Origin of the sequence: Blattabacterium sp. (Blattella germanica) str. Bge (assembly GCF_000022605.2) — a bacterium.
In the GTDB taxonomy this organism is placed as follows: Bacteria; Bacteroidota; Bacteroidia; order Flavobacteriales; family Blattabacteriaceae; genus Blattabacterium.
Map to the genome: position 1 here is coordinate 279,210 of NC_013454.1, position 18,907 is coordinate 298,116.

The window sequence follows — 18,907 nt, forward strand, 5'->3', positions numbered from 1 at the left end:
CAAGATTTTACCTAAAAAGAATCGTTTTTCATTTTGAAATTTATAGATTGTATTATTATATATATATTTGCAATGATCCGTTTTTTTACTATATATAAAAATAAAAAATAACTCTAAGATGACAGGTAAACGTATATTATATGTTTCTTCAGACTTATTTCCTTTTTCTTCAGAGAATCCAATATCTTTATCGGTTTTAAAAGCCACTAAGTTTATGCAATCAATAGGAAACGATGTACGTATATTTATGCCTCGTTTTGGAGTGATAAATGAAAGGAGACATCAATTACATGAAGTGATTCGTTTGTCGGGGATGAATTTAGTTATTAATGATATTGATCAACCGTTATTGATAAAAGTTGCATCTATTCCTGATGCGAGATTGCAAGTTTACTTCATTGATAATGAAGAATATTTTAAAAGAAAAGCTATATATGAAGATGAAAATGGTATTTTTTTTCAAGATAATGACGAAAGAGCTTTGTTTTTCACAAAAGGAGTTTTAGAAACTGTGAAAAAATTAAATTGGAAACCTGATATCATCCATATATATGGATGGATAAGTTCTTTTATCCCTTTGTATATTAAAAATTTTTATAAAAATGATCCTGTATATCAACACACAAAAATAGTTGTATCTATTTACAACAAACCTTTTCAAGGTCACTTGAATAAAGATATTTTAAAAAAAATAAAATTTGATGGAATCAAATCCAGAAAATTAAAATTGTTAGAAAATCCGAATTATTTTAATTTGATAAAATTATGTATGTATTTTTCGGATGCTATAATAAAAGGAGATATTTTATTTCCTCAAGAAATAGAAGATTATATAAAAATAAACAAATTGTTAGTGTTAAAATATTATCCTGTAGAAAAGATAGAAACTGTTTATCAACAATTTTATAAAGAAACTGTTTTAGAACAAATAAATTAAATTAATATTTATCATAGATAAAAATTTCTAATTTTATCAGTTAGAATGTGTGGTATAATTGGTTATTTGGGTTATAGAGAAGCTTATCCTATTCTCATTAACGGATTAAAAAAATTGGAATACCGAGGGTATGATAGTTCTGGAATTGCCATATTTTATGAAAATGGATATAGTTTGTGCAAAACCAAAGGAAGAGTTGATGAATTGGAAAAAAAAATATCTTATGACAAGATAAAAATAACTGGAACAACTGGAATAGGTCATACTAGATGGGCAACACATGGAATTCCAAATGATTTGAATGCTCATCCTCATGTTTCTAATTCAAATGAACTTATTATGATTCATAATGGAATCATAGAAAATTATCATGCGATTAAAATCATTTTGTCAAAAAATGGTTTTACTTTTAAAAGTAAAACAGATACGGAAGTCCTTGTTAATTTTATTGAATATATTAAAAAAGAAAACAAATTCTCTTTAGCAGAAGCGGTAAGGATTTCTTTAAATGAAATAGTAGGAGCTTATTCTATTGCTATTGTAGATAAATCACATCCAGAAACGATTATCATTGCCAAATTGGGGAGCCCTCTTGCATTGGGAATTAATGAAAAAGAATTTTTTATTGCATCTGATCCGATTCCTTTCATAGATTACACAAAAAATGCTATTTATTTAAAAGATGGAGAAATGGCTATTCTTAAAAAAGGAAAAGAATTAGATCTTAGAAAGATTGTAAATAATCATAAACTCAATCCAATCATTAAAAAACTTAAAATAAATTTAAAGCAAATAGAAAAAGGAGAATATAAGTATTTTATGTTAAAAGAAATATATGAGCAACCAAAAACAATTTTAGATACATTACGTGGTAGGTTATTAATTTCAGAAGGGATTATTTGCATTGACGGAATTGAATCTAATAAAGATATTTTTATTAATGCTAAATGTATAACTATAGTAGCTTGTGGAACTTCATGGCATGCTAGTTTAATTGGAGAATATCTATTAGAAGAACTTGCTCGTATACCAGTAGAGGTAGAGTATGCTTCCGAATTTAGATATAGAAATCCTATTATAGAGAAAAAAGATGTAATTATAGTAATTTCTCAATCAGGAGAAACAGCTGATACTTTAGCGGCTTTAAAATTAGCCAAAAAGAAAGGGGCTTTTGTTTTTGGAATTTGTAATGTAGTAGGATCATCCATTGCACGGAGTGTAGATGCGGGAGCTTATACTCACGCAGGTCCTGAAATTGGAGTTGCGTCTACAAAGGCTTTTACTGCACAAATTACAGTTCTTGTTTTGTTGGCTCTAAAGATTGGAAAACATAGATCCGCTATAAATGACAGTCGTTATAAATATTTGTGTCAGGAACTTGGATCAATTCCAGAAAAAGTTGATAATGCTTTAAGAATAGATAATTCTATCAAAAAAATTTCCAAAGTATATCACAATGTAAACAATTTTCTTTATTTAGGCAGAGGTATTAATTTTCCAGTCGCTTTAGAAGGAGCTTTAAAGTTAAAAGAAATATCTTATATTCATGCAGAAGGTTATCCTGCAGCAGAAATGAAACATGGCCCTATTGCTTTGATTGATGAAAATATGCCAGTGGTTATTATTGCAACAAAAAAAGGATGTTATAACAAAATAGTAGGCAATATTCAAGAAATTAAAGCTAGAAAAGGGAAAATTATAGCTATAGTTAATGAGGGTGATATTCAAGTAAGTATGTTAGCTGATCACGTAATTGAAGTCCCAGAAATTTCTGAAGAACTCAGTCCATTGGTTACTGTTATTCCTCTTCAATTATTGGCTTATCAAATAGCTTATATACGAGGAGAAAATGTAGATCAACCAAGAAATTTAGCAAAATCAGTAACAGTAGAATAAATTGTAATATCATTACTCAAATCAATTTCATTTGATATATTTTTCTAAAGCCATAGCCATAGAAGGAAATTCTGGTGTAGGGACTTTTATATCTATTTTTAATCCTGCTTTGGAAGCAGCATCTAAAGTATTTTTTCCGAAAGTTGCAATTTTTATTCCATTTTGATCAAAATTCGGAAAATTTTCAAACAAAGATTTTATTTCTGCCGGACTAAAAAAAACTAAAATGTCATAACATATATGTTTTAAATCAGATAAATCACTAGAAGTCGTTTTATATAAAATACCTCTTTTCCAAAAAATATTTAGTTTATTCAACATATTTGGAATTTCTGGTTTTAAAATATCTGAAGAAGGTAAAAAAAATTTTTCTTTTGGATATTTATTTATATAAGGTAATATGTCTTGAAATGATTTATTTCCAATATGAATTTTTCTTTTTCTATAAACAATGTACTTTTGTAAGTAATAAGCAATTGTTTCTGTTTGACAGATATATTTCATAGAAATTGGAACTTTAAAACGCATAGATTTTGCTAACCTAAAATAATGATCTACAGATTTTTTACTTATAAAAAGAACTACGGTAAAATCAGAAAAATTGATTTTTTGTTTTCTGATATCACTAGATGATGCTCCTTTAACTTCTATAAAGGATCTAAAATCAATTTTTACATTTTTATTTTTACAAAGCTTTAAATATGGAGAATCAGAACCGCCAGAGAGAGGTTGTGAAATAAGAATATTATTTATCTTCATCTAAAGTTTCATGATTAAAATTCGCAAATTTATACAGAAAATTAATATAATAGAATGTCATATTTGTATCAATGAATAAAAATAAAAAAGGCACAGAGCGGAATCGAACCGCTATAAAAGGTTTTGCAGACCTCTGCCTTACCACTCGGCCACAGTGCCTAAGATTTTAATCATTTAAAATAACACATACTCTATCAATGTTTCCTTGTATAGGAGGATTTTCTTTGCAAATTTTTACTTTTATATGCTTGATTTCGATTAAAAATTCTTTATATTTTTTTTTAATTCTTTGAATTATTCTTTGTGCTAAATGTTCTATTAATTTGGAATGAATTTTCATTTCTTCTTTTACAAGATAATATAAATTTACATAATCAATAGTTTTGGATAAATTATCATGTGTGGAAGCTTCATTAAAATCTAATTCAATTTCTATATTTACAGTATAATGAGATCCAATACGTTTTTCTTCTGATAGACATCCATGGAATCCAAACAATCTTATATTATCTAAGATAATTTTACCCATGAAAATTATTTATAATTTTTTTGTAATTTTCTTCCACTTTTTTCCAATTAATAATATTCCAAAAAGAAGAAATATAGTCTAAACGACGATTTTGATACTGTAAATAATAAGCATGTTCCCAAACATCTAATCCTAGGATTGGAACTCCTTCACAACCTATTCCAGACATTATAGGATTATCTTGATTTGCTGTAGAACAAATTGTTAATTTTTTTTCTTTTACACATAACCAAGCCCATCCTGAACCGAAACGATTAGATGCAGCTGTAGTGAATTTCTTTTTAAAAGAATCAAAAGAATCAAAATCTTTTTGAATTTTTTCGTTTAAAAAAGAACTGATTTCCGTGTATTCTGAAGAGGGGATTAATATATCCCAAAAAAGATTATGATTGTAAAAACCTCCACTATTATTGCGAATTGCTGGAGTTTCCATGTAAGATCTTCTAAGAATTTCTTCTATAGAAAGATTCATCATATCCGTTCCAGAAATAGCTTTATTTAAGTTCTCCGTATAAGTTCCATGATGTTTATTATAATGAATATCCATCGTTTTTCGATCTATATAAGGTTCAAAATCCTTATAAGAATAAGATAGTTTTGGAAGTTTAAATGACATAATTTTTTGTTAATATGAAAAACACAAATATAATTAAAAACTTGATTTTTATTTATTATATAATTGCTTTTATTCCAGGAAGTATTTTATTTTTTAAACTTTCCAACAAAGCCCCCCCCCCAGTAGATAAATAACTAATTTTATTATTACATCCTTCCATTTTGAGAGAAGCAATAGAATCTCCTCCTCCTACTAGAGAAAAAGCTCCTTTTTCAGTTCTTTTTGCAATTGTTTTGGCTATAAATCTGGTCCCCAAAGAAAAATTGGGAAATTCAAAAACTCCTACTGGACCATTCCATAAAATAGTATTTGATTTTTCTATAATATTGCAAAAATATTTTATAGAAGAAGGACCTATATCTAATCCCATCCATCTATCTGGAATAGAATGAATAGATGAAATTTTAGTATTCGCTGTATTTTTAAATGAATCAGCAATAATCACGTCCTTTGGAAAAGATAATTTTTTGTTTTTTTCTTGACATTTGTTAAGAATCTTATTTAATGTTTCTTCAATTATTTGATTTTTTTCAACAATAGAATTTCCTATTTTTCCTCCTTTCATTTTAATAAAAGGATAAGACATTCCTCCTCCTATTAATATGTGATCAGCAAAATCAATAATATTTTCAATAATTTCTATTTTAGAAGAAATTTTTGCTCCTCCTAATATAACTGTAATAGGTTTTTTTCCTTTTCCTGATAGAAATTTGTTCAAAAATTGAATTTCTTTTTGCATGAGAAGTCCTATGCATTTTTTTTTTCCAAAAAATTTAGGAAGAAGAGAAATAGAAGTATGTGAACGATGAGAAACTCCAAAAGCGTCATTTACATAAATATCTCCTAATTTCGATAATTCAAAAGCAAAATTTTCATTACCTTCTTCTTCTTCTTTATAAAAACGAAGATTTTCTAATAACAAAATTTTACCATTTTTTAATTGATGAATTTTTTGTTCTACATTTTTTCCTATACAATTTTCACAAAAATCCACAGTTAATTTTAATTTTTCGGATAGAAAAGGAATTAAAAATTTTAAAGAATAAGTTTTAGATGGTTTTCCCTTAGGTCTTCCAAAGTGAGAAATGAGAATTATTTTTCCTTTTTCAGAAAGTATTTTTTGAATAGTAGGAAGGGTGGATTGAATCCGAGTATCATCTGTTATATTGTAATATTTGTCTATAGGAACATTAAAATCTACTCTCATCAATGCTATTTGATTTTTAAAATCAAAATTGTTGACAGTTTTTATACCCTCTATCATTTTTGTATTATGTTGATAAAATAATAATTTTTTTACAAAGTTAATATTTTCAACAAATTATTTCTTTAAGAATGCAAAAATAGAATACAGTTTTAAATTTTAAAATGTATATTTAATGTCTTTTGCAAAAATTATTATGCTAATAGCAATAGGATCTGATCATACAGGAGTATACTATAAATCTTTAATTAACAATTTTTTGACTAAAATAGGATGTAAAATCAAGGATTTTGGATTGTTTGAATATGGAGAAAAAGTTGATTATCCTGATTTTATCCATCCTACAGCTGAATTTGTAGAAAAAGGAAAGGCAGATTTTGGTATTATTATATGTGGAAGTGGAAATGGGGCGGCTATGACTGCAAATAAATACGAAAAAATTCGTGCGGCTTTAGTATGGAATAAAGAAGTTGCTTTTTTAGCAAGAAAACATAACAATGCTAATATTATTAGTTTACCTGCACGTTTTTTAGATAAAAATGAAATTTTAGAAATTGTAGATATATTTCTAAAAACAAATTTTGAAGGGGGTAGGCATAAAATTAGAATAAAAAAAATACCAATAAATAGTAAATATAATCCTCAGTAGCTCAGTTGGTTAGAGCACCTGACTGTTAATCAGGGTGTCGCTGGTTCGAATCCAGCCTGAGGAGTTTCTCTTAATCGGGGTGTAGCTCAGATTGGTTAGAGTACACGTCTGGGGGGCGTGTGGTCGCTGGTTCAAGTCCAGTCACCCCGATTTATTTTCCATAGATAAAATTAGAAACTAGTTGAATAGCTTTTCTTTTTGTTTGAAATAAATCAATGTTCAATAAAACAAAGTCAAATAATTTAGCATAACTATTTTCTTTTTTAACTTTATTTAAACGTATATTTATTTGATTGTATGACTTTTCAGATTTTCTCATCAAAAGTCTTTCTTTTAGAATTTTCATTGAATTCACCATAATAAACATGGATAAAGAATTATCTGGATATTGTTTTTTTAAACTTAATCCTCCTTTTACATCTACATCGAATAAAACATGTTTATTCGATTTCCAAATTTTTGAAATTTCTTTTTTTAAAGTTCCATAAAATAATTTGGGATAAACTTCTTCCCATTCTGCGAATTGATATTTTTTGATTTTAGAAATGAAAGTATTCATGGATATAAAATAATAATCCTTTCCATGTTTTTCATTATTTCGAATAGATCGTGTTGTACACGATACAGAAAATTTTAAGTCTGGAAATTTTGAAAGTAAACAATGTGAAATGGTAGTTTTCCCAGATCCAGAAGGCCCTGATAAGATGATCATTTTTCCTTTTTTCATTATCCTATAATTTACTAACTTTGTTCTTACATATACATAATGGAAAATTAAATTTTTATAGAATTCATATGAAATTAGGAATAGTAGGAGTAACAGGGTTGGTCGGTCGTGTTATGATAGATGTTTTAGAAACAAAAAATTTTCCATTGGAGGAGTTATATCTTTCTGCTTCTGAAAAATCTGTAGGAAAAGAATTTTCTTTCAAGGAAAAGAAATATAAAGTTATTAGTTTGCATCATTTATTGTTAAAAAAACCGAATATTGTTTTATTTTCAGCAGGATCAGATATCTCTAAAGAATGGGCACCTAAATTTGAAAAAATAGGATCAATAGTTATTGATAATTCTTCTGCATGGAGAATGGATCCTAGAAAAAAATTAATTGTTCCCGAAGTGAATGCTTCTTTTTTGGATAAAAGAGATAAGATTATTGCTAATCCGAATTGTTCTACAATACAATTAGTAATGGTTTTATTTCCGTTGCATATAGAATATAAAATTCAGAGAGTAGTAATTTCTACTTATCAATCAGTAACAGGAACCGGTAAAAAAGCTTTAGATCAATTAAACCAAGAAAAAGAAAAAAATACGAATATAAATAAAGTCTATCCATATTCTATTTATCAAAACGTTTTGCCTCATTGTGATGCTTTTACAGAAAATGGTTATACTATGGAAGAAATGAAACTCATCAAAGAAACAAGAAAAATAATGAATGATCAAAACATAGCTATTACTGCTACTGCAGTACGTGTTCCTGTTATAGGTGGACATTCAGAAAGTGTAAATATTACATTTGAAAAAAAACCTAGTATAGATCGTATATATGAAATTTTATCTAAAACAAGAGGAATTATTGTTCAAGATAAACCAGAAAAAAATATTTACCCTATGCCGTTATATGCTCATGGAAAAGATGAAGTTTTTGTTGGAAGAATACGAAAAGATTTTTCATTTCAAAATTCTGTAAATCTTTGGATAGTTTCTGATAATTTACGTAAAGGAGCTGCAACAAACACCATTCAAATTGCAGAATATTTAATAAATAAAAAATATATTTAAGAGCTCTTTTCAATAAGAATGGTATATTCTCCTAATATTTTCTCAACATTTTCATAATATGAAATAATTTTCTCTATATTTCCTCTTAATATATTTTGAAAAAATTTGGACATTTCTTTGCAAACTACAATGTTTCTTTTCAATCCAAAAAAATGTTTTATATCGTTTAATGTTTGTAACAATCTATGAGGAGATTCATAGAATACAATAGTTCTGTTTTCTCTTGACAAATTTTCTAATTTAATTTTCTTTTTTTTTGGTAAAAAACCAATAAAAGTGAACTCATTAATAGGTAGGCCTGAACTCACCAATGCTGGAATTAGAGCTGTTGGTCCGGGTAAACATTCTACAGAAATAGAAGCTTTTATACAAGATTGTATTAACAAAAAACCTGGATCAGATATACTAGGAGTCCCCGCATTAGATATTAAAGCTAATTTTTTTCCTTTTTTAATTTCTTTGATAAGATGAGGAATTATTTTATGTTCATTATAAATATGATATTTATTTATTTGAGTTTTAATATTATAAAAATTCAACAACTTTTTGGAGACTTTATAACTTTCCACTAAAACCAAGTCTACCTCTTTTAATATTCGTAACCCTCTGAAAGTAAAGTCTTCTAGATTTCCTATAGGAGTAGGGACAATATATAACATATTCAAATTTAAAAGGTTAAAAAATATGTGAAAAAAAAGATATGAAAAATTCATTTTTTATAAAATAAAAATCTATAACTTTTTTTTAAAATTTCATCATCAAATAAAATAGTTAATAATTTGTATTCGTAATAATAGTTTGATGCATTAAAAATTAATTAATGCTGATGAAATAAATAATAATGAGAGGTAAACAATATATATTTAGAAGTCGTTTAGTATCTGGAGATATCATCTTTAAATATGATTTAAATGGTTTTTTAAGAGAAGTTATTTTTCCTGAAAGACTTTCTTTATCACATTATGTATGGATTGGTAAATATTTACCTTATAATGAGTCGATAATCAATAAAATGAGAAATGCAAGAGCCGCTTTTTCTATAGAGGAAATTCCTGCAGATTTATCTTTCAATCGTTTTTGGACAGATTATAGATATAAAGTAGGAAAGAAAAGAATGGCTGAAAATATATGGAATAGAATGTCTTTATCTGATAGGGTTAAAGCTTTATCTTATATTCCCAAATATTTAGATCATGTTAGGCGTACAGGACATGATCAAGCTTATCCTACGACTTATTTAAATCAAAGATACTTTGATAGTTAGTCAATTTAATTAATTTTTCGATTTTCAATTATAATCTTAATAGCTTGTTCTAATCCTAAATTGAATGAATCAAAAAATATTTTTTCTTCAATTGGAATGTATTTCTTTTTATGTTTAATATAAATATTGTATTTATTTATTTTCAATAAAACCTCTTCTTCTTCAAAGAAACCTAAAGATTTGGGTAATTCAAGAATTTTTAAAGCTTCCGTAAATGAAATTGTGTTTATAGTCTGACTATTTAATAAAGGAGAAAATTTAGGTTTCTCTTTATCTTTAAATTCTCCCATTTGAACAATAGGACCAAAACGAGCAATTTTGGAAAAAATTTTTTTATTTGATTTAGGATCTATTCCAAGAAAACGTTCTTTGTGAATTTTATCTACATATTCTTCAACATACTGTATTTTTTTATGAAATTCATCATAAAAATTTTGGAGAATTTTAATCCAAGATTGTTTTCCTTTAGCTATATCATCAAAATTTTTTTCTAAATTTGCTGTAAAATTGTAATCTACTATTTCTGCGAAATTTTTTTTTAAAAAATTGGTGATTAGAACTCCTATTTCTGTAGGAATGAATTTATTTTTTTCTATTTCGGTAATTTGTTCATTTTTTTCTATAATAGAGTTTCCCTTTAAAAGAAAATTTTTACGAGTTTCTGTTTTTTTTATAATTTTTTGTATACTTACATAATTTCTTTTTTGAATAGCAGATATTATAGGAACATAAGTAGAAGGCCTTCCTATCCCTAATTTTTCTAAATTATTTACTAAACTAGCTTCATTGTATCTGTGTATACGAGAAGGAATGATTTGTTTTGCTATAATCTCTTTTCTTTGTAAGTGGGTTCCTTGTTTCATTTCTAAAACACTCAATTTTTCTTTTTTATTTTCATCTTGATTTACAATTTTCATAAACCCGTCTAATAGAACTGTTCTTTTTGTCCAAATAAAAAAGTCATCAAAATGAGAAGACTGAATATAAAAGTCTTTTTTTTCAATAACAGAATCTATCATTTGTCCCATAATGGTACGTTCCCATATCAACTGATAAAGACGTTTTTGATATATATCTAAAAAATTTAAATAATTGTTATCAATATGATTTATAACAGTAGGATGAATGGATTCGTGAGCTTCTTGAGAAAATTTTTGGCCTTTGGAAAATTCTTTTGTGGATAAATATTTCTTTCCATATAAAGAAAGTATATAATCTTTTATTTCTGATAAAATATCTTTTGATAAACTTGTACTATCAGTACGCATGTATGTAATAAATCCCTTTTCATATAACTTTTGTGCTAAAAACATAGTTTTTGATATAGAGTAATTTAATTTTTTACAAGCCTCCTGTTGTAAAGAAGAAGTGGTAAATGGTGGAGGAGGATTTTTTTTCTCGTGTTTGATTACAATTTTTTTCACTAGAAAAGAACTATTGATACATAATGACAAAATATTTTTCATTTTCTTTTTATCTTCAATTTTCTTATCTAATTTTGCATTAAAAATCATTTTTTGTTCATTTGAAAAAACTCCATATACCTGATAAGTAGGAGAAGGTATAAACTTTTGAATTTTATTTTCTTGTTCTACTATAAGTTTTACTGCTGCAGATTGAACTCTACCTGCGGATAAACCTCTTTTTACTTTTTTCCATAATACAGGAGATAGTTGGAATCCTACCAATCGATCTAAAATTCGCCTTGCTTGTTGAGCATAAACTAAATCATAGTTGATAGATCTTGGGTTTTTTATAGCATTAAAAATTGCTTTTTTTGTTATCTCGTGGAATACTATTCTTCTGTATTTTCTATCGGGAATATTAAATGTTTTATAAATTTGATAAGCAATAGCTTCTCCTTCACGATCTTCATCAGAAGCTAACCAAATGATTTTATGGTTTTTTATTAATATTTTTAAATTTTGAACTATTTTTTTTTTTTTGGATAAAATTACGTAATTGGGTTTAAAATTATCTTTTATTTCAACTCCTATCTCTTTTTCTGGAAGATCTATAATATGTCCATAACTAGATACTACATAGTAATCTTTTCCTAGAAATGTTTGTATGGTATAAGCTTTTGTTGGAGATTCTACAATAACTAAATTTTCTTTCATCTAAAAATAAAAAAAAGTTTTACTGATTTCTTTCAACTATGAAATTTACCATTATTTTCAATGCTTTTTTAATAGGACTTTCTGGATAAAGTTCTAAAATTTTCAATGCGTTGTTACGAAATTTTATCATTTTTTGAGTAGCATATTCTAATCCTCCGTATTTTTTTACGGAATCAATGATTTTATCCCTTTTTTTTTCATCATAATTTTTTATGGAATTTAATATCCATTTTTGATCTTCTTTAGAAGCTTTTCTAATAGTATAAATAAGTGGAAGTGTTATTTTCTTCTCTCTTAAATCAATTCCTATGGGTTTTCCTGTAAAATTATTGTTTTTTTCTTCATAATCAAATAAGTCATCTTTTATTTGAAAAGCTATTCCTACAAAAAGTCCAAATTTTCTCATTTTTAATGCTGTTTTTTCATCTACGTTAACTGAACGAGCTCCACATTCACAAGAAGCTGCTATTAAACTAGCTGTTTTGTGATAAATAATTTGGTTGTAAGTTTTTTCAGTAATATTTAACTTATCAGATTCTTCCATTTGTAATAGTTCTCCTTCACTCATGTCTTTGATAGTTTGACAGATTATTTTAAGAAGGTCGTAATAATTATTGTTTGTTGCCAATAGTAGACTTTTAGAAAGTAAGTAATCTCCTATCAAAACTGCTATTTTATTTTTCCATATAGCGTTTATAGAAAAAGAACCACGACGTAGAGAACTATTATCGATAACATCGTCATGAACAAGTGTGGCTGTATGTATTAACTCTATTAAGCAAGCAGTATGATATGTTTTTTTTTGTATGTTTCCTAACATTTTTGCTATTAGAAAAACAAATATAGGACGAATTAATTTTCCTTTTCTATGAATAATATAATGAGTTATTTGGTCTATGAGAGAAACATTGCTTTTCGTTATATTGGTAAATTGTTTTTCGAATTCGTTTATTTCTTTTTTTATAGGATTTTTTATTTTATCCAGAATTATTTTCATAATTTCATAATGAAATCATTTTTTATATTATAAAATTAACATAGCATCTCCATAAGAATAAAATCTGTATTTTTCCTGAATTGCTGTTTGATATGCTTTCATAATTAAATCGAAACCAGCAAAAGCTACTGTCATCATAAGTAATGTTGATTTTGGCATATGAAAATTTGTAATCATGGAATTGGCTATACTAAAGTTGTAAGGAGGAAAAATAAATTTATTGGTCCATCCGGAAAAAGGATTTAAATTTTTGTTAGAAGAAACGGAGCTTTCTATTGCTCTCATAGAAGAAGTTCCTACAGCACAAATTCGTTTTTTTTTTTGTATAGCATGATTTATAACTTCGCATGTTTTTTCGTTGATAAAGCATTTTTCAGAATCCATTTTATGTTTCGATATATCTTCTACTTCCACAGGTAAAAAACTTCCTAATCCCAAATGTAAAGTTATTTCTACTAAATTTATCCCTTTTATTTCTAATTTTTTTAATAAATGTTTTGAAAAATGTAATCCTGCTGTTGGAGCTGCTACAGATCCTTCTTTTTTTGCATATACAGTTTGATAACGTTCTTCGTCATTTTTTTCTGGTTGTCTATTAATATATTTTGGAAGAGGAGTTTTTCCTAATTCTTTTATTTTTATTATAAGTTCTTCATGTGTTCCGTTAAAATGAAGTTGTAAAATTCTTCCTCTGGAAGTTGTATTATCTATAACTTCTCCTGTTAATCCATATCCAAAATTCAATTTATTTCCTACTCTTACTTTTCTTGCAGGATCCACCAAAACATCCCAAGTTCTATCTTTAGGATCTAATTCTCTTAGCAAAAAAACTTCTATTTTAGCTTCTGTTTTTTCTTTATTTCCAAATAATCTTGCAGGAAAAACTTTAGTATTATTAAGAATGAGAGCATCTCCTTCTTCAAAATATTGATGTAAGTCTTTAAATAATTTATGTTCTACTTTTTTATTTTTTCTGTGAATGACCATTAATTTAGATTCATCTCTTTCTTGAGAAGGAAATTTAGCAAGAAGATTTAAAGGAGATCCGAAATCAAAATCTGAAGTTCTCATATTTACACTATTTGTATAAAAATAGATTATTTTTTTCCATAAAAATATATATATTCTTTTTTTTTCGAAAAAAAACGTATACTTGCATTTTCGGATTTATTGTTCTTTGCATAAAAAAGCTTCTAGACCTGATGTTGTAGGATTTTTTAATAAGGTTTTTTGCGTCTTTGATATTAATTTTCACAACGAAGAGTTTGATCCTGGCTCAGGATGAACGCTAGCGGCGGGCTTAACACATGCAAGTCGAGGGGCAGCATGAAATCTATTATATAGATTTTGATGGCGACCGGCGTACGGGTGCGTAACACGTACGTAACCTACCTTTTGCTAGAAGATAGCCTGAGGAAACTCGGATTAATATTCTATAATATAGATAAAATCGCATGATTTTACTATTAAAGCAGAAATGCGGCAAGAGATGGGCGTGCGTCCGATTAGTTAGTTGGTAAGGTAAAAGCTTACCAAGACAATGATCGGTAGGGGGCCTGAGAGGGTGATCCCCCACACTGGTACTGAGATACGGACCAGACTCCTACGGGAGGCAGCAGTGAGGAATATTGGTCAATGGAGGAAACTCTGAACCAGCCACGCCGCGTGCAGGAAGAATGCCTTACGGGTTGTAAACTGCTTTTGTTTAGGAATAAAAATTCTTACGTGATAAGAATTATGAATGTACTATACGAATAAGTGTCGGCAAACTCCGTGCCAGCAGCCGCGGTAATACGGAGGACACAAGCGTTATCCGGATTTATTGGGTTTAAAGGGTGCGTAGGCGGTTTATTAAGTCAGTAGTGAAATGTTGCAGCTTAACTGTTAAAATTGCTATTGATACTGGTAGACTTGAGTGAGATTGGAGTAGCTGGAATGTGTGGTGTAGCGGTGAAATGCATAGATATCACACAGAACACCGATCGCGAAAGCAGGTTACTAAGTCTATACTGACGCTGAGGCACGAAAGCGTGGGGAGCAAACAGGATTAGATACCCTGGTAGTCCACGCCGTAAACGATGATCACTAGTTGTTGGATTTTTTTCAGTGACTAAGCGAAAGTGATAAGTGATCCACCTGGGGAGTACGGTCGCAAGGCTGAAACTCAAAGGAATTGACGGGGGCCCGCACAAGCGGTGGAGCATGTGGTTTAATTCGATGATACGCGAGGAACCTTACCAAGGTTTAAATGTACTACGAATAAGCTAGAAATAGTTTAGTCTTCGGACGGAGTACAAGATGCTGCATGGTTGTCGTCAGCTCGTGCCGTGAGGTGTTGGGTTAAGTCCCTCAACGAGCGCAACCCTTATTGTTAGTTGCCAGCGAATCATGTCGGGGACTCTAGCAAGACTGCCGACGTAAGTCGAGAGGAAGGTGGGGACGACGTCAAATCATCACGGCTCTTATACCTTGGGCCACACACGTGCTACAATGGTCGGTACAAAGGGTTGCTACTGAGTAATCAGAAGCTAATCTCTAAAAGCCGATCTCAGTTCGGATTGGAGTCTGCAACTCGACTCTATGAAGTTGGAATCGCTAGTAATCGCATATCAGCCATGATGCGGTGAATACGTTCCCGGGCCTTGTACACACCGCCCGTCAAGCCATGGAAGTCGGGGGTACCTGAAATTGGTGACCGTAAAAGGAGCTGCTTAAGGTAAAATCGATAACTGGGGCTAAGTCGTAACAAGGTAGCCGTACCGGAAGGTGCGGCTGGAACATCTCTTTTTTTAGAGTATTTTTCTTATTGAAAAAATTCTTCGATTAGGCTAGAAGCTTTCTTTTATTTTGGAGTGGAGATTGATTAATTATATCAGTCTCGTAGCTCAGACGGTTAGAGCGCTACACTGATAATGTAGAGGTCCGCGGTTCAATTCCGCGCGAGACTATGGGGGGATTAGCTCAGCTGGCTAGAGCGCCTGCTTTGCACGCAGGAGGTCATCGGTTCGACTCCGATATTCTCCATTTTAATTTTAGTAAAGTTCTTTGACATACATAATATACAATAACAATGAAGGAAAATTAGAAAAGTGAATAAAGGGCGTATGGTGGATGCCTTGGCTCTGAGAGGCGAAGAAGGACGTGATAAGCTGCGATAAGCTGCGGGAATTGGCACATACAAATTGATCCGCAGATTTCCGAATGGGGGAACCTATCATATTGATGATATGATATTACTTTTATAGTAAAGCAAACCTAGAGAACTGAAACATCTAAGTATCTAGAGGAAAAGAAAACAATAGTGATTCCGTTAGTAGTGGCGAGCGAAAGCGGAAAAGCCCAAACCACTATAGTTTAGGCTATAGTGGGGTTGTAGGTCTATAACAAGGACTATTTTTTTATAGCAGAAAGATTTGGAAAAATCTATCATAGAAGGTGATAATCCTGTATGCGAAATGAAAAAATTACCGAATAGTAACCTGATTAGGACGGGACACGGGAAATCTTGTCTGAATTTGCCGGGACCATCCGGTAAGGCTAAATACTACTCAGAGACCGATAGTGAACTAGTACCGTAAGGGAAAGGTGAAAAGTACTTCGAATAGAAGGGTGAAATAGATCCTGAAACCATACGCTTACAAACTGTCGGAGCTTCTTCGTGAAGTGACGATGTGCCTTTTGCATAATGAACCTACGAGTTAATTTTTCCGGCAAGGTTAAGTAGTTTAGCTATGGAGCCGTAGCGAAAGCGAGTCTGAATAGGGCGTATAGTCGGAAGAATTAGACGCGAAACCGAGTGATCTACCCATGAACAGGTTGAAGCTGTGGTAACACATAGTGGAGGACCGAACCGGTTGACGTTGAAAAGTCTTCGGATGATTTGTGGGTAGGGGTGAAAGGCCAATCAAACTCGGAGATAGCTCGTACTCCCCGAAATGCATTTAGGTGCAGCATCGTGTTAAATAATACAGAGGTAGAGCTACTGATTGGATGAAGGGGTTTCATCACCTACTAATTCCTGACAAACTCCGAATGCTGTTATTATGTTTCACGGTAGTGAGGGCATGGGTGCTAAGGTCCATGTCCAAGAGGGAAACAACCCAGACCATCAGTTAAGGCCCCCAAGTATATATTAAGTTGAACTAACGAAGTTCAGTTACTTAGACAGCTAGGATGTTAGCTTGGAAGCAGCTATTCATTTAAAGAGTGCGTAACAGCTCACTAGTCGAGTGATTGAGCGTGGATAATAATCGGGCATAAATATATCGCCGAAACTATGGGATTGATTAATAAAATCAATCGGTAGGGGAGCATTGTAATGGCAGTGAAGCTATATTGTAAGACGTAGTGGAGCTATTACAAAAGAAAATGTAGGTATAAGTAACGATAATGCGGGCGAGAAACCCGCACACCGAAAAACTAAGGATTCCTCAGCTATGTTAATCAGCTGAGGGTTAGTCGGTCCCTAAGGTGAAACCGAGAGGTGTAGTCGATGGAAAACCGGTTAATATTCCGGTACTTTCTTTTATTGCGATAGGGGGGACGGAGTGATGAAACTGTCGCGTACGGACGGAAGTGTACGTTAAAGTAGTTAGGTATAAAATATATTGGAAAATCCGTATGTTTTGCCGATCTATGATAGTACCATAAACCTTCGGGGGAGTGGATAGTGCAGGTAAGAGCTTCCAAGAAAAGCCTCTAAGCTTCAGATGAAAGAAAACCGTACCAAAACCGACACAGGTAGTTGAGGAGAGAATCCTAAGGTGCTCGAGTGATTCACGGCTAAGGAACTAGGCAAAATGAACCTGTAACTTCGGGAGAAAGGTAGCCTTCCTTTAGGAAGGCCGCAGAGAAGAGATCCAGGCGACTGTTTATCAAAAACATAGGACTCTGCTAAATTGAAAAATGATGTATAGGGTCTGACACCTGCCCAGTACTGGAAGGTTAAAGAAAAAAGTCAGCTTAGGCAAAGCTTTTGACTGAAGCCCCAGTAAACGGCGGCCGTAACTATAACGGTCCTAAGGTAGCGAAATTCCTTGTCGGGTAAGTTCCGACCTGCACGAATGGTGTAACGATCTGGAAACTGTCTCAGCCGTGAGCTCGGTGAAATTGTAATATCGGTGAAGATGCCGATTACTCGCAATGGGACGAAAAGACCCTGTGAACCTTTACTATAGCTTCGTATTGATTTCGATTAAAAAATGTGTAGGATAGGTGGGAAACTTTGAAGCGTTGTCGTCAGGCAATGTGGAGTTGTCCTTGAAATACCACCCTTTTTTTAGTTGAAATCTAACTCAATTCAATAAAAATTGAGGACATTGCGTGGTGGGTAGTTTGACTGGGGTGGTCGCCTCCAAAAAGGTAACGGAGGCTCCCAAAGGTACCCTCAACACGTTTGGTAATCGTGTGTAGAGTGTAATGGCATAAGGGTGCTTGACTGTGAGACTTACAAGTCGATCAGGTACGAAAGTAGGGCATAGTGATCCGGTGGTTCCGCATGGAAGGGCCATCGCTCAAAGGATAAAAGGTACTCCGGGGATAACAGGCTAGTCTCCCCCAAGAGCTCACATCGACGGGGAGGTTCGGCACCTCGATGTCGGCTCGTCACATCCTGGGGCTGAAGAAGGTCCCAAGGGTTGGGCTGTTCGCCCATTAAAGTGGCACGCGAGCTGGGTTCAGAACGTCGTGAGACAGTTCGGTCTCTATCTATTGCGAGCGTTAGAAGCTTGAGTGGAGCTGATTCTAGTACGAGAGGACCGAATTGGACGAACCTCTGGTGTATCAGTTGTGCCGCCAGGTGCATCGCTGAGTAGCTATGTTCGGAAGAGATAAGCACTGAAAGCATATAAGTGCGAAACTCACCACAAGATTAGGCTTCTTTTAAGGGTCGTTGCAGATGACAACGTTGATAGGCTATAAGTGTAAAGACAGTAATGTCATAGCTAAGTAGTACTAATTACCCGTAAGCTTTCAAGATTTTCCTCATGTATATGTATATTATGTTATGTCATTTTTAAATATGACATTATGGGTGGTTATAGCAATGTGGCCCCACCTCTTTCCATTCCGAACAGAGAAGTGAAACACATTAGCGCTGATGGTACTGGTTATTCCGGGAGAGTAAGTCGCCGCCCTTTTTTTTATTAAG

13 protein-coding genes, 5 tRNA genes, 3 rRNA genes and 1 pseudogene are annotated in these 18,907 nt (G+C 31.3%); 12 read left to right on the forward strand and 10 right to left on the reverse strand.

Annotation, left to right across the window (positions count from 1 at the left end; translation table 11 throughout):
- The first annotated feature begins 118 nt into the window (after positions 1-118).
- Positions 119-937, forward strand: coding sequence for a glycogen/starch synthase (locus tag BLBBGE_RS01410; protein WP_012840824.1), 819 nt, complete (start codon positions 119-121; stop codon positions 935-937).
- Between the two features lie 45 nt (positions 938-982).
- Entirely contained in the window at positions 983-2,833 is a 1,851-nt protein-coding gene (gene glmS, locus BLBBGE_RS01415) for a glutamine--fructose-6-phosphate transaminase (isomerizing) (protein ID WP_012840825.1), read from the forward strand.
- 27 nt (positions 2,834-2,860) lie between these two features.
- On the opposite strand, the gene BLBBGE_RS01420 is transcribed toward glmS, so the two are convergent.
- The 5 genes from BLBBGE_RS01420 to BLBBGE_RS01440 all read right to left on the reverse strand — a co-directional run bounded on the left by BLBBGE_RS01420 (position 2,861) and on the right by BLBBGE_RS01440 (position 6,001).
- Positions 2,861-3,592: a uroporphyrinogen-III synthase gene (locus tag BLBBGE_RS01420; RefSeq protein WP_012840826.1), complete on the reverse strand. Its 732-nt coding sequence runs from the start codon at positions 3,590-3,592 to the stop codon at positions 2,861-2,863.
- Between the two features lie 88 nt (positions 3,593-3,680).
- A tRNA-Cys gene (locus BLBBGE_RS01425) sits at positions 3,681-3,751 on the reverse strand.
- Positions 3,752-3,758: 7 nt separating this feature from the next.
- Entirely contained in the window at positions 3,759-4,121 is a 363-nt protein-coding gene (gene folB / locus BLBBGE_RS01430) for a dihydroneopterin aldolase (RefSeq protein WP_012840827.1), read from the reverse strand.
- Positions 4,114-4,737, reverse strand: coding sequence for a superoxide dismutase (locus BLBBGE_RS01435; protein WP_012840828.1), 624 nt, complete (start codon positions 4,735-4,737; stop codon positions 4,114-4,116). Before BLBBGE_RS01435 ends, folB begins: the two co-directional genes overlap by 8 nt.
- 55 nt (positions 4,738-4,792) lie before the next feature.
- A complete protein-coding gene (locus BLBBGE_RS01440; RefSeq protein WP_012840829.1) occupies positions 4,793-6,001 on the reverse strand; it encodes a phosphoglycerate kinase in 1,209 nt (402 codons plus the stop codon).
- Between the two features lie 136 nt (positions 6,002-6,137).
- On the opposite strand from BLBBGE_RS01440, the gene BLBBGE_RS03185 reads away from it, so the two are divergent.
- The 3 genes from BLBBGE_RS03185 (at position 6,138) to BLBBGE_RS01455 (ending at position 6,740) form a co-directional block, all read left to right on the forward strand.
- Positions 6,138-6,590 carry an RpiB/LacA/LacB family sugar-phosphate isomerase gene (locus tag BLBBGE_RS03185; protein WP_083814446.1) on the forward strand — a complete coding sequence of 151 codons (453 nt, stop codon included), beginning with the start codon at positions 6,138-6,140 and terminating at the stop codon, positions 6,588-6,590.
- Positions 6,581-6,654 (forward strand) — tRNA-Asn (locus tag BLBBGE_RS01450). Before BLBBGE_RS03185 ends, BLBBGE_RS01450 begins: the two co-directional genes overlap by 10 nt.
- Positions 6,655-6,665: 11 nt before the next feature.
- Positions 6,666-6,740 (forward strand) — tRNA-Pro (locus BLBBGE_RS01455).
- A 4-nt stretch (positions 6,741-6,744) separates the two neighbouring features.
- On the opposite strand, the pseudogene gmk reads toward BLBBGE_RS01455, so the two are convergent.
- A pseudogene (gmk, locus tag BLBBGE_RS01460) lies at positions 6,745-7,317 on the reverse strand (guanylate kinase); the annotation flags it as partial.
- Between the two features lie 68 nt (positions 7,318-7,385).
- On the opposite strand from gmk, the gene BLBBGE_RS01465 reads away from it, so the two are divergent.
- Positions 7,386-8,378 (forward strand): aspartate-semialdehyde dehydrogenase, encoded by a 993-nt coding sequence (locus tag BLBBGE_RS01465; protein WP_012840832.1) that lies wholly within the window; start codon positions 7,386-7,388, stop codon positions 8,376-8,378.
- Here BLBBGE_RS01465 and rsmI read toward each other — a convergent pair.
- Positions 8,375-9,037 (reverse strand): 16S rRNA (cytidine(1402)-2'-O)-methyltransferase, encoded by a 663-nt coding sequence (gene rsmI, locus BLBBGE_RS01470; protein ID WP_012840833.1) that lies wholly within the window; start codon positions 9,035-9,037, stop codon positions 8,375-8,377. The genes BLBBGE_RS01465 and rsmI overlap by 4 nt on opposite strands.
- 182 nt (positions 9,038-9,219) lie before the next feature.
- Between rsmI and BLBBGE_RS01475 the strand changes: the two genes are divergently transcribed.
- A complete protein-coding gene (locus BLBBGE_RS01475; protein WP_012840834.1) occupies positions 9,220-9,642 on the forward strand; it encodes a hypothetical protein in 423 nt (140 codons plus the stop codon).
- A gap of 5 nt (positions 9,643-9,647) precedes the next feature.
- On the opposite strand, the gene topA is transcribed toward BLBBGE_RS01475, so the two are convergent.
- The 3 genes from topA to queA are packed head-to-tail and all read right to left on the reverse strand — an operon-like array spanning position 9,648 to position 13,830.
- The gene (topA, locus tag BLBBGE_RS01480) at positions 9,648-11,762 is read right to left on the reverse strand and encodes a type I DNA topoisomerase (RefSeq protein WP_012840835.1); all 2,115 of its coding nucleotides are present in this window, start codon (positions 11,760-11,762) and stop codon (positions 9,648-9,650) included.
- A 19-nt stretch (positions 11,763-11,781) separates the two neighbouring features.
- Positions 11,782-12,759, reverse strand: a complete 978-nt coding sequence (locus tag BLBBGE_RS01485) for a polyprenyl synthetase family protein (RefSeq protein ID WP_012840836.1) — start codon at positions 12,757-12,759, stop codon at positions 11,782-11,784.
- A gap of 27 nt (positions 12,760-12,786) precedes the next feature.
- Positions 12,787-13,830 carry a tRNA preQ1(34) S-adenosylmethionine ribosyltransferase-isomerase QueA gene (gene queA, locus BLBBGE_RS01490; RefSeq protein ID WP_012840837.1) on the reverse strand — a complete coding sequence of 348 codons (1,044 nt, stop codon included), beginning with the start codon at positions 13,828-13,830 and terminating at the stop codon, positions 12,787-12,789.
- A gap of 182 nt (positions 13,831-14,012) precedes the next feature.
- On the opposite strand from queA, the gene BLBBGE_RS01495 reads away from it, so the two are divergent.
- The 5 genes from BLBBGE_RS01495 to rrf all read left to right on the forward strand — a co-directional run bounded on the left by BLBBGE_RS01495 (position 14,013) and on the right by rrf (position 18,896).
- Positions 14,013-15,547: ribosomal RNA gene (locus BLBBGE_RS01495) — 16S ribosomal RNA — on the forward strand.
- Between the two features lie 86 nt (positions 15,548-15,633).
- A tRNA-Ile gene (locus BLBBGE_RS01500) sits at positions 15,634-15,707 on the forward strand.
- 2 nt (positions 15,708-15,709) lie between these two features.
- Positions 15,710-15,783: transfer RNA gene (locus BLBBGE_RS01505), tRNA-Ala, on the forward strand.
- 60 nt (positions 15,784-15,843) lie between these two features.
- Positions 15,844-18,733 (forward strand): 23S ribosomal RNA (locus BLBBGE_RS01510).
- Positions 18,734-18,786: 53 nt separating this feature from the next.
- Positions 18,787-18,896: ribosomal RNA gene (gene rrf / locus BLBBGE_RS01515) — 5S ribosomal RNA — on the forward strand.
- Together the 16S, 23S and 5S rRNA genes with 2 tRNA genes alongside form the textbook arrangement of a ribosomal RNA operon.
- Positions 18,897-18,907 lie beyond the last annotated feature (11 nt).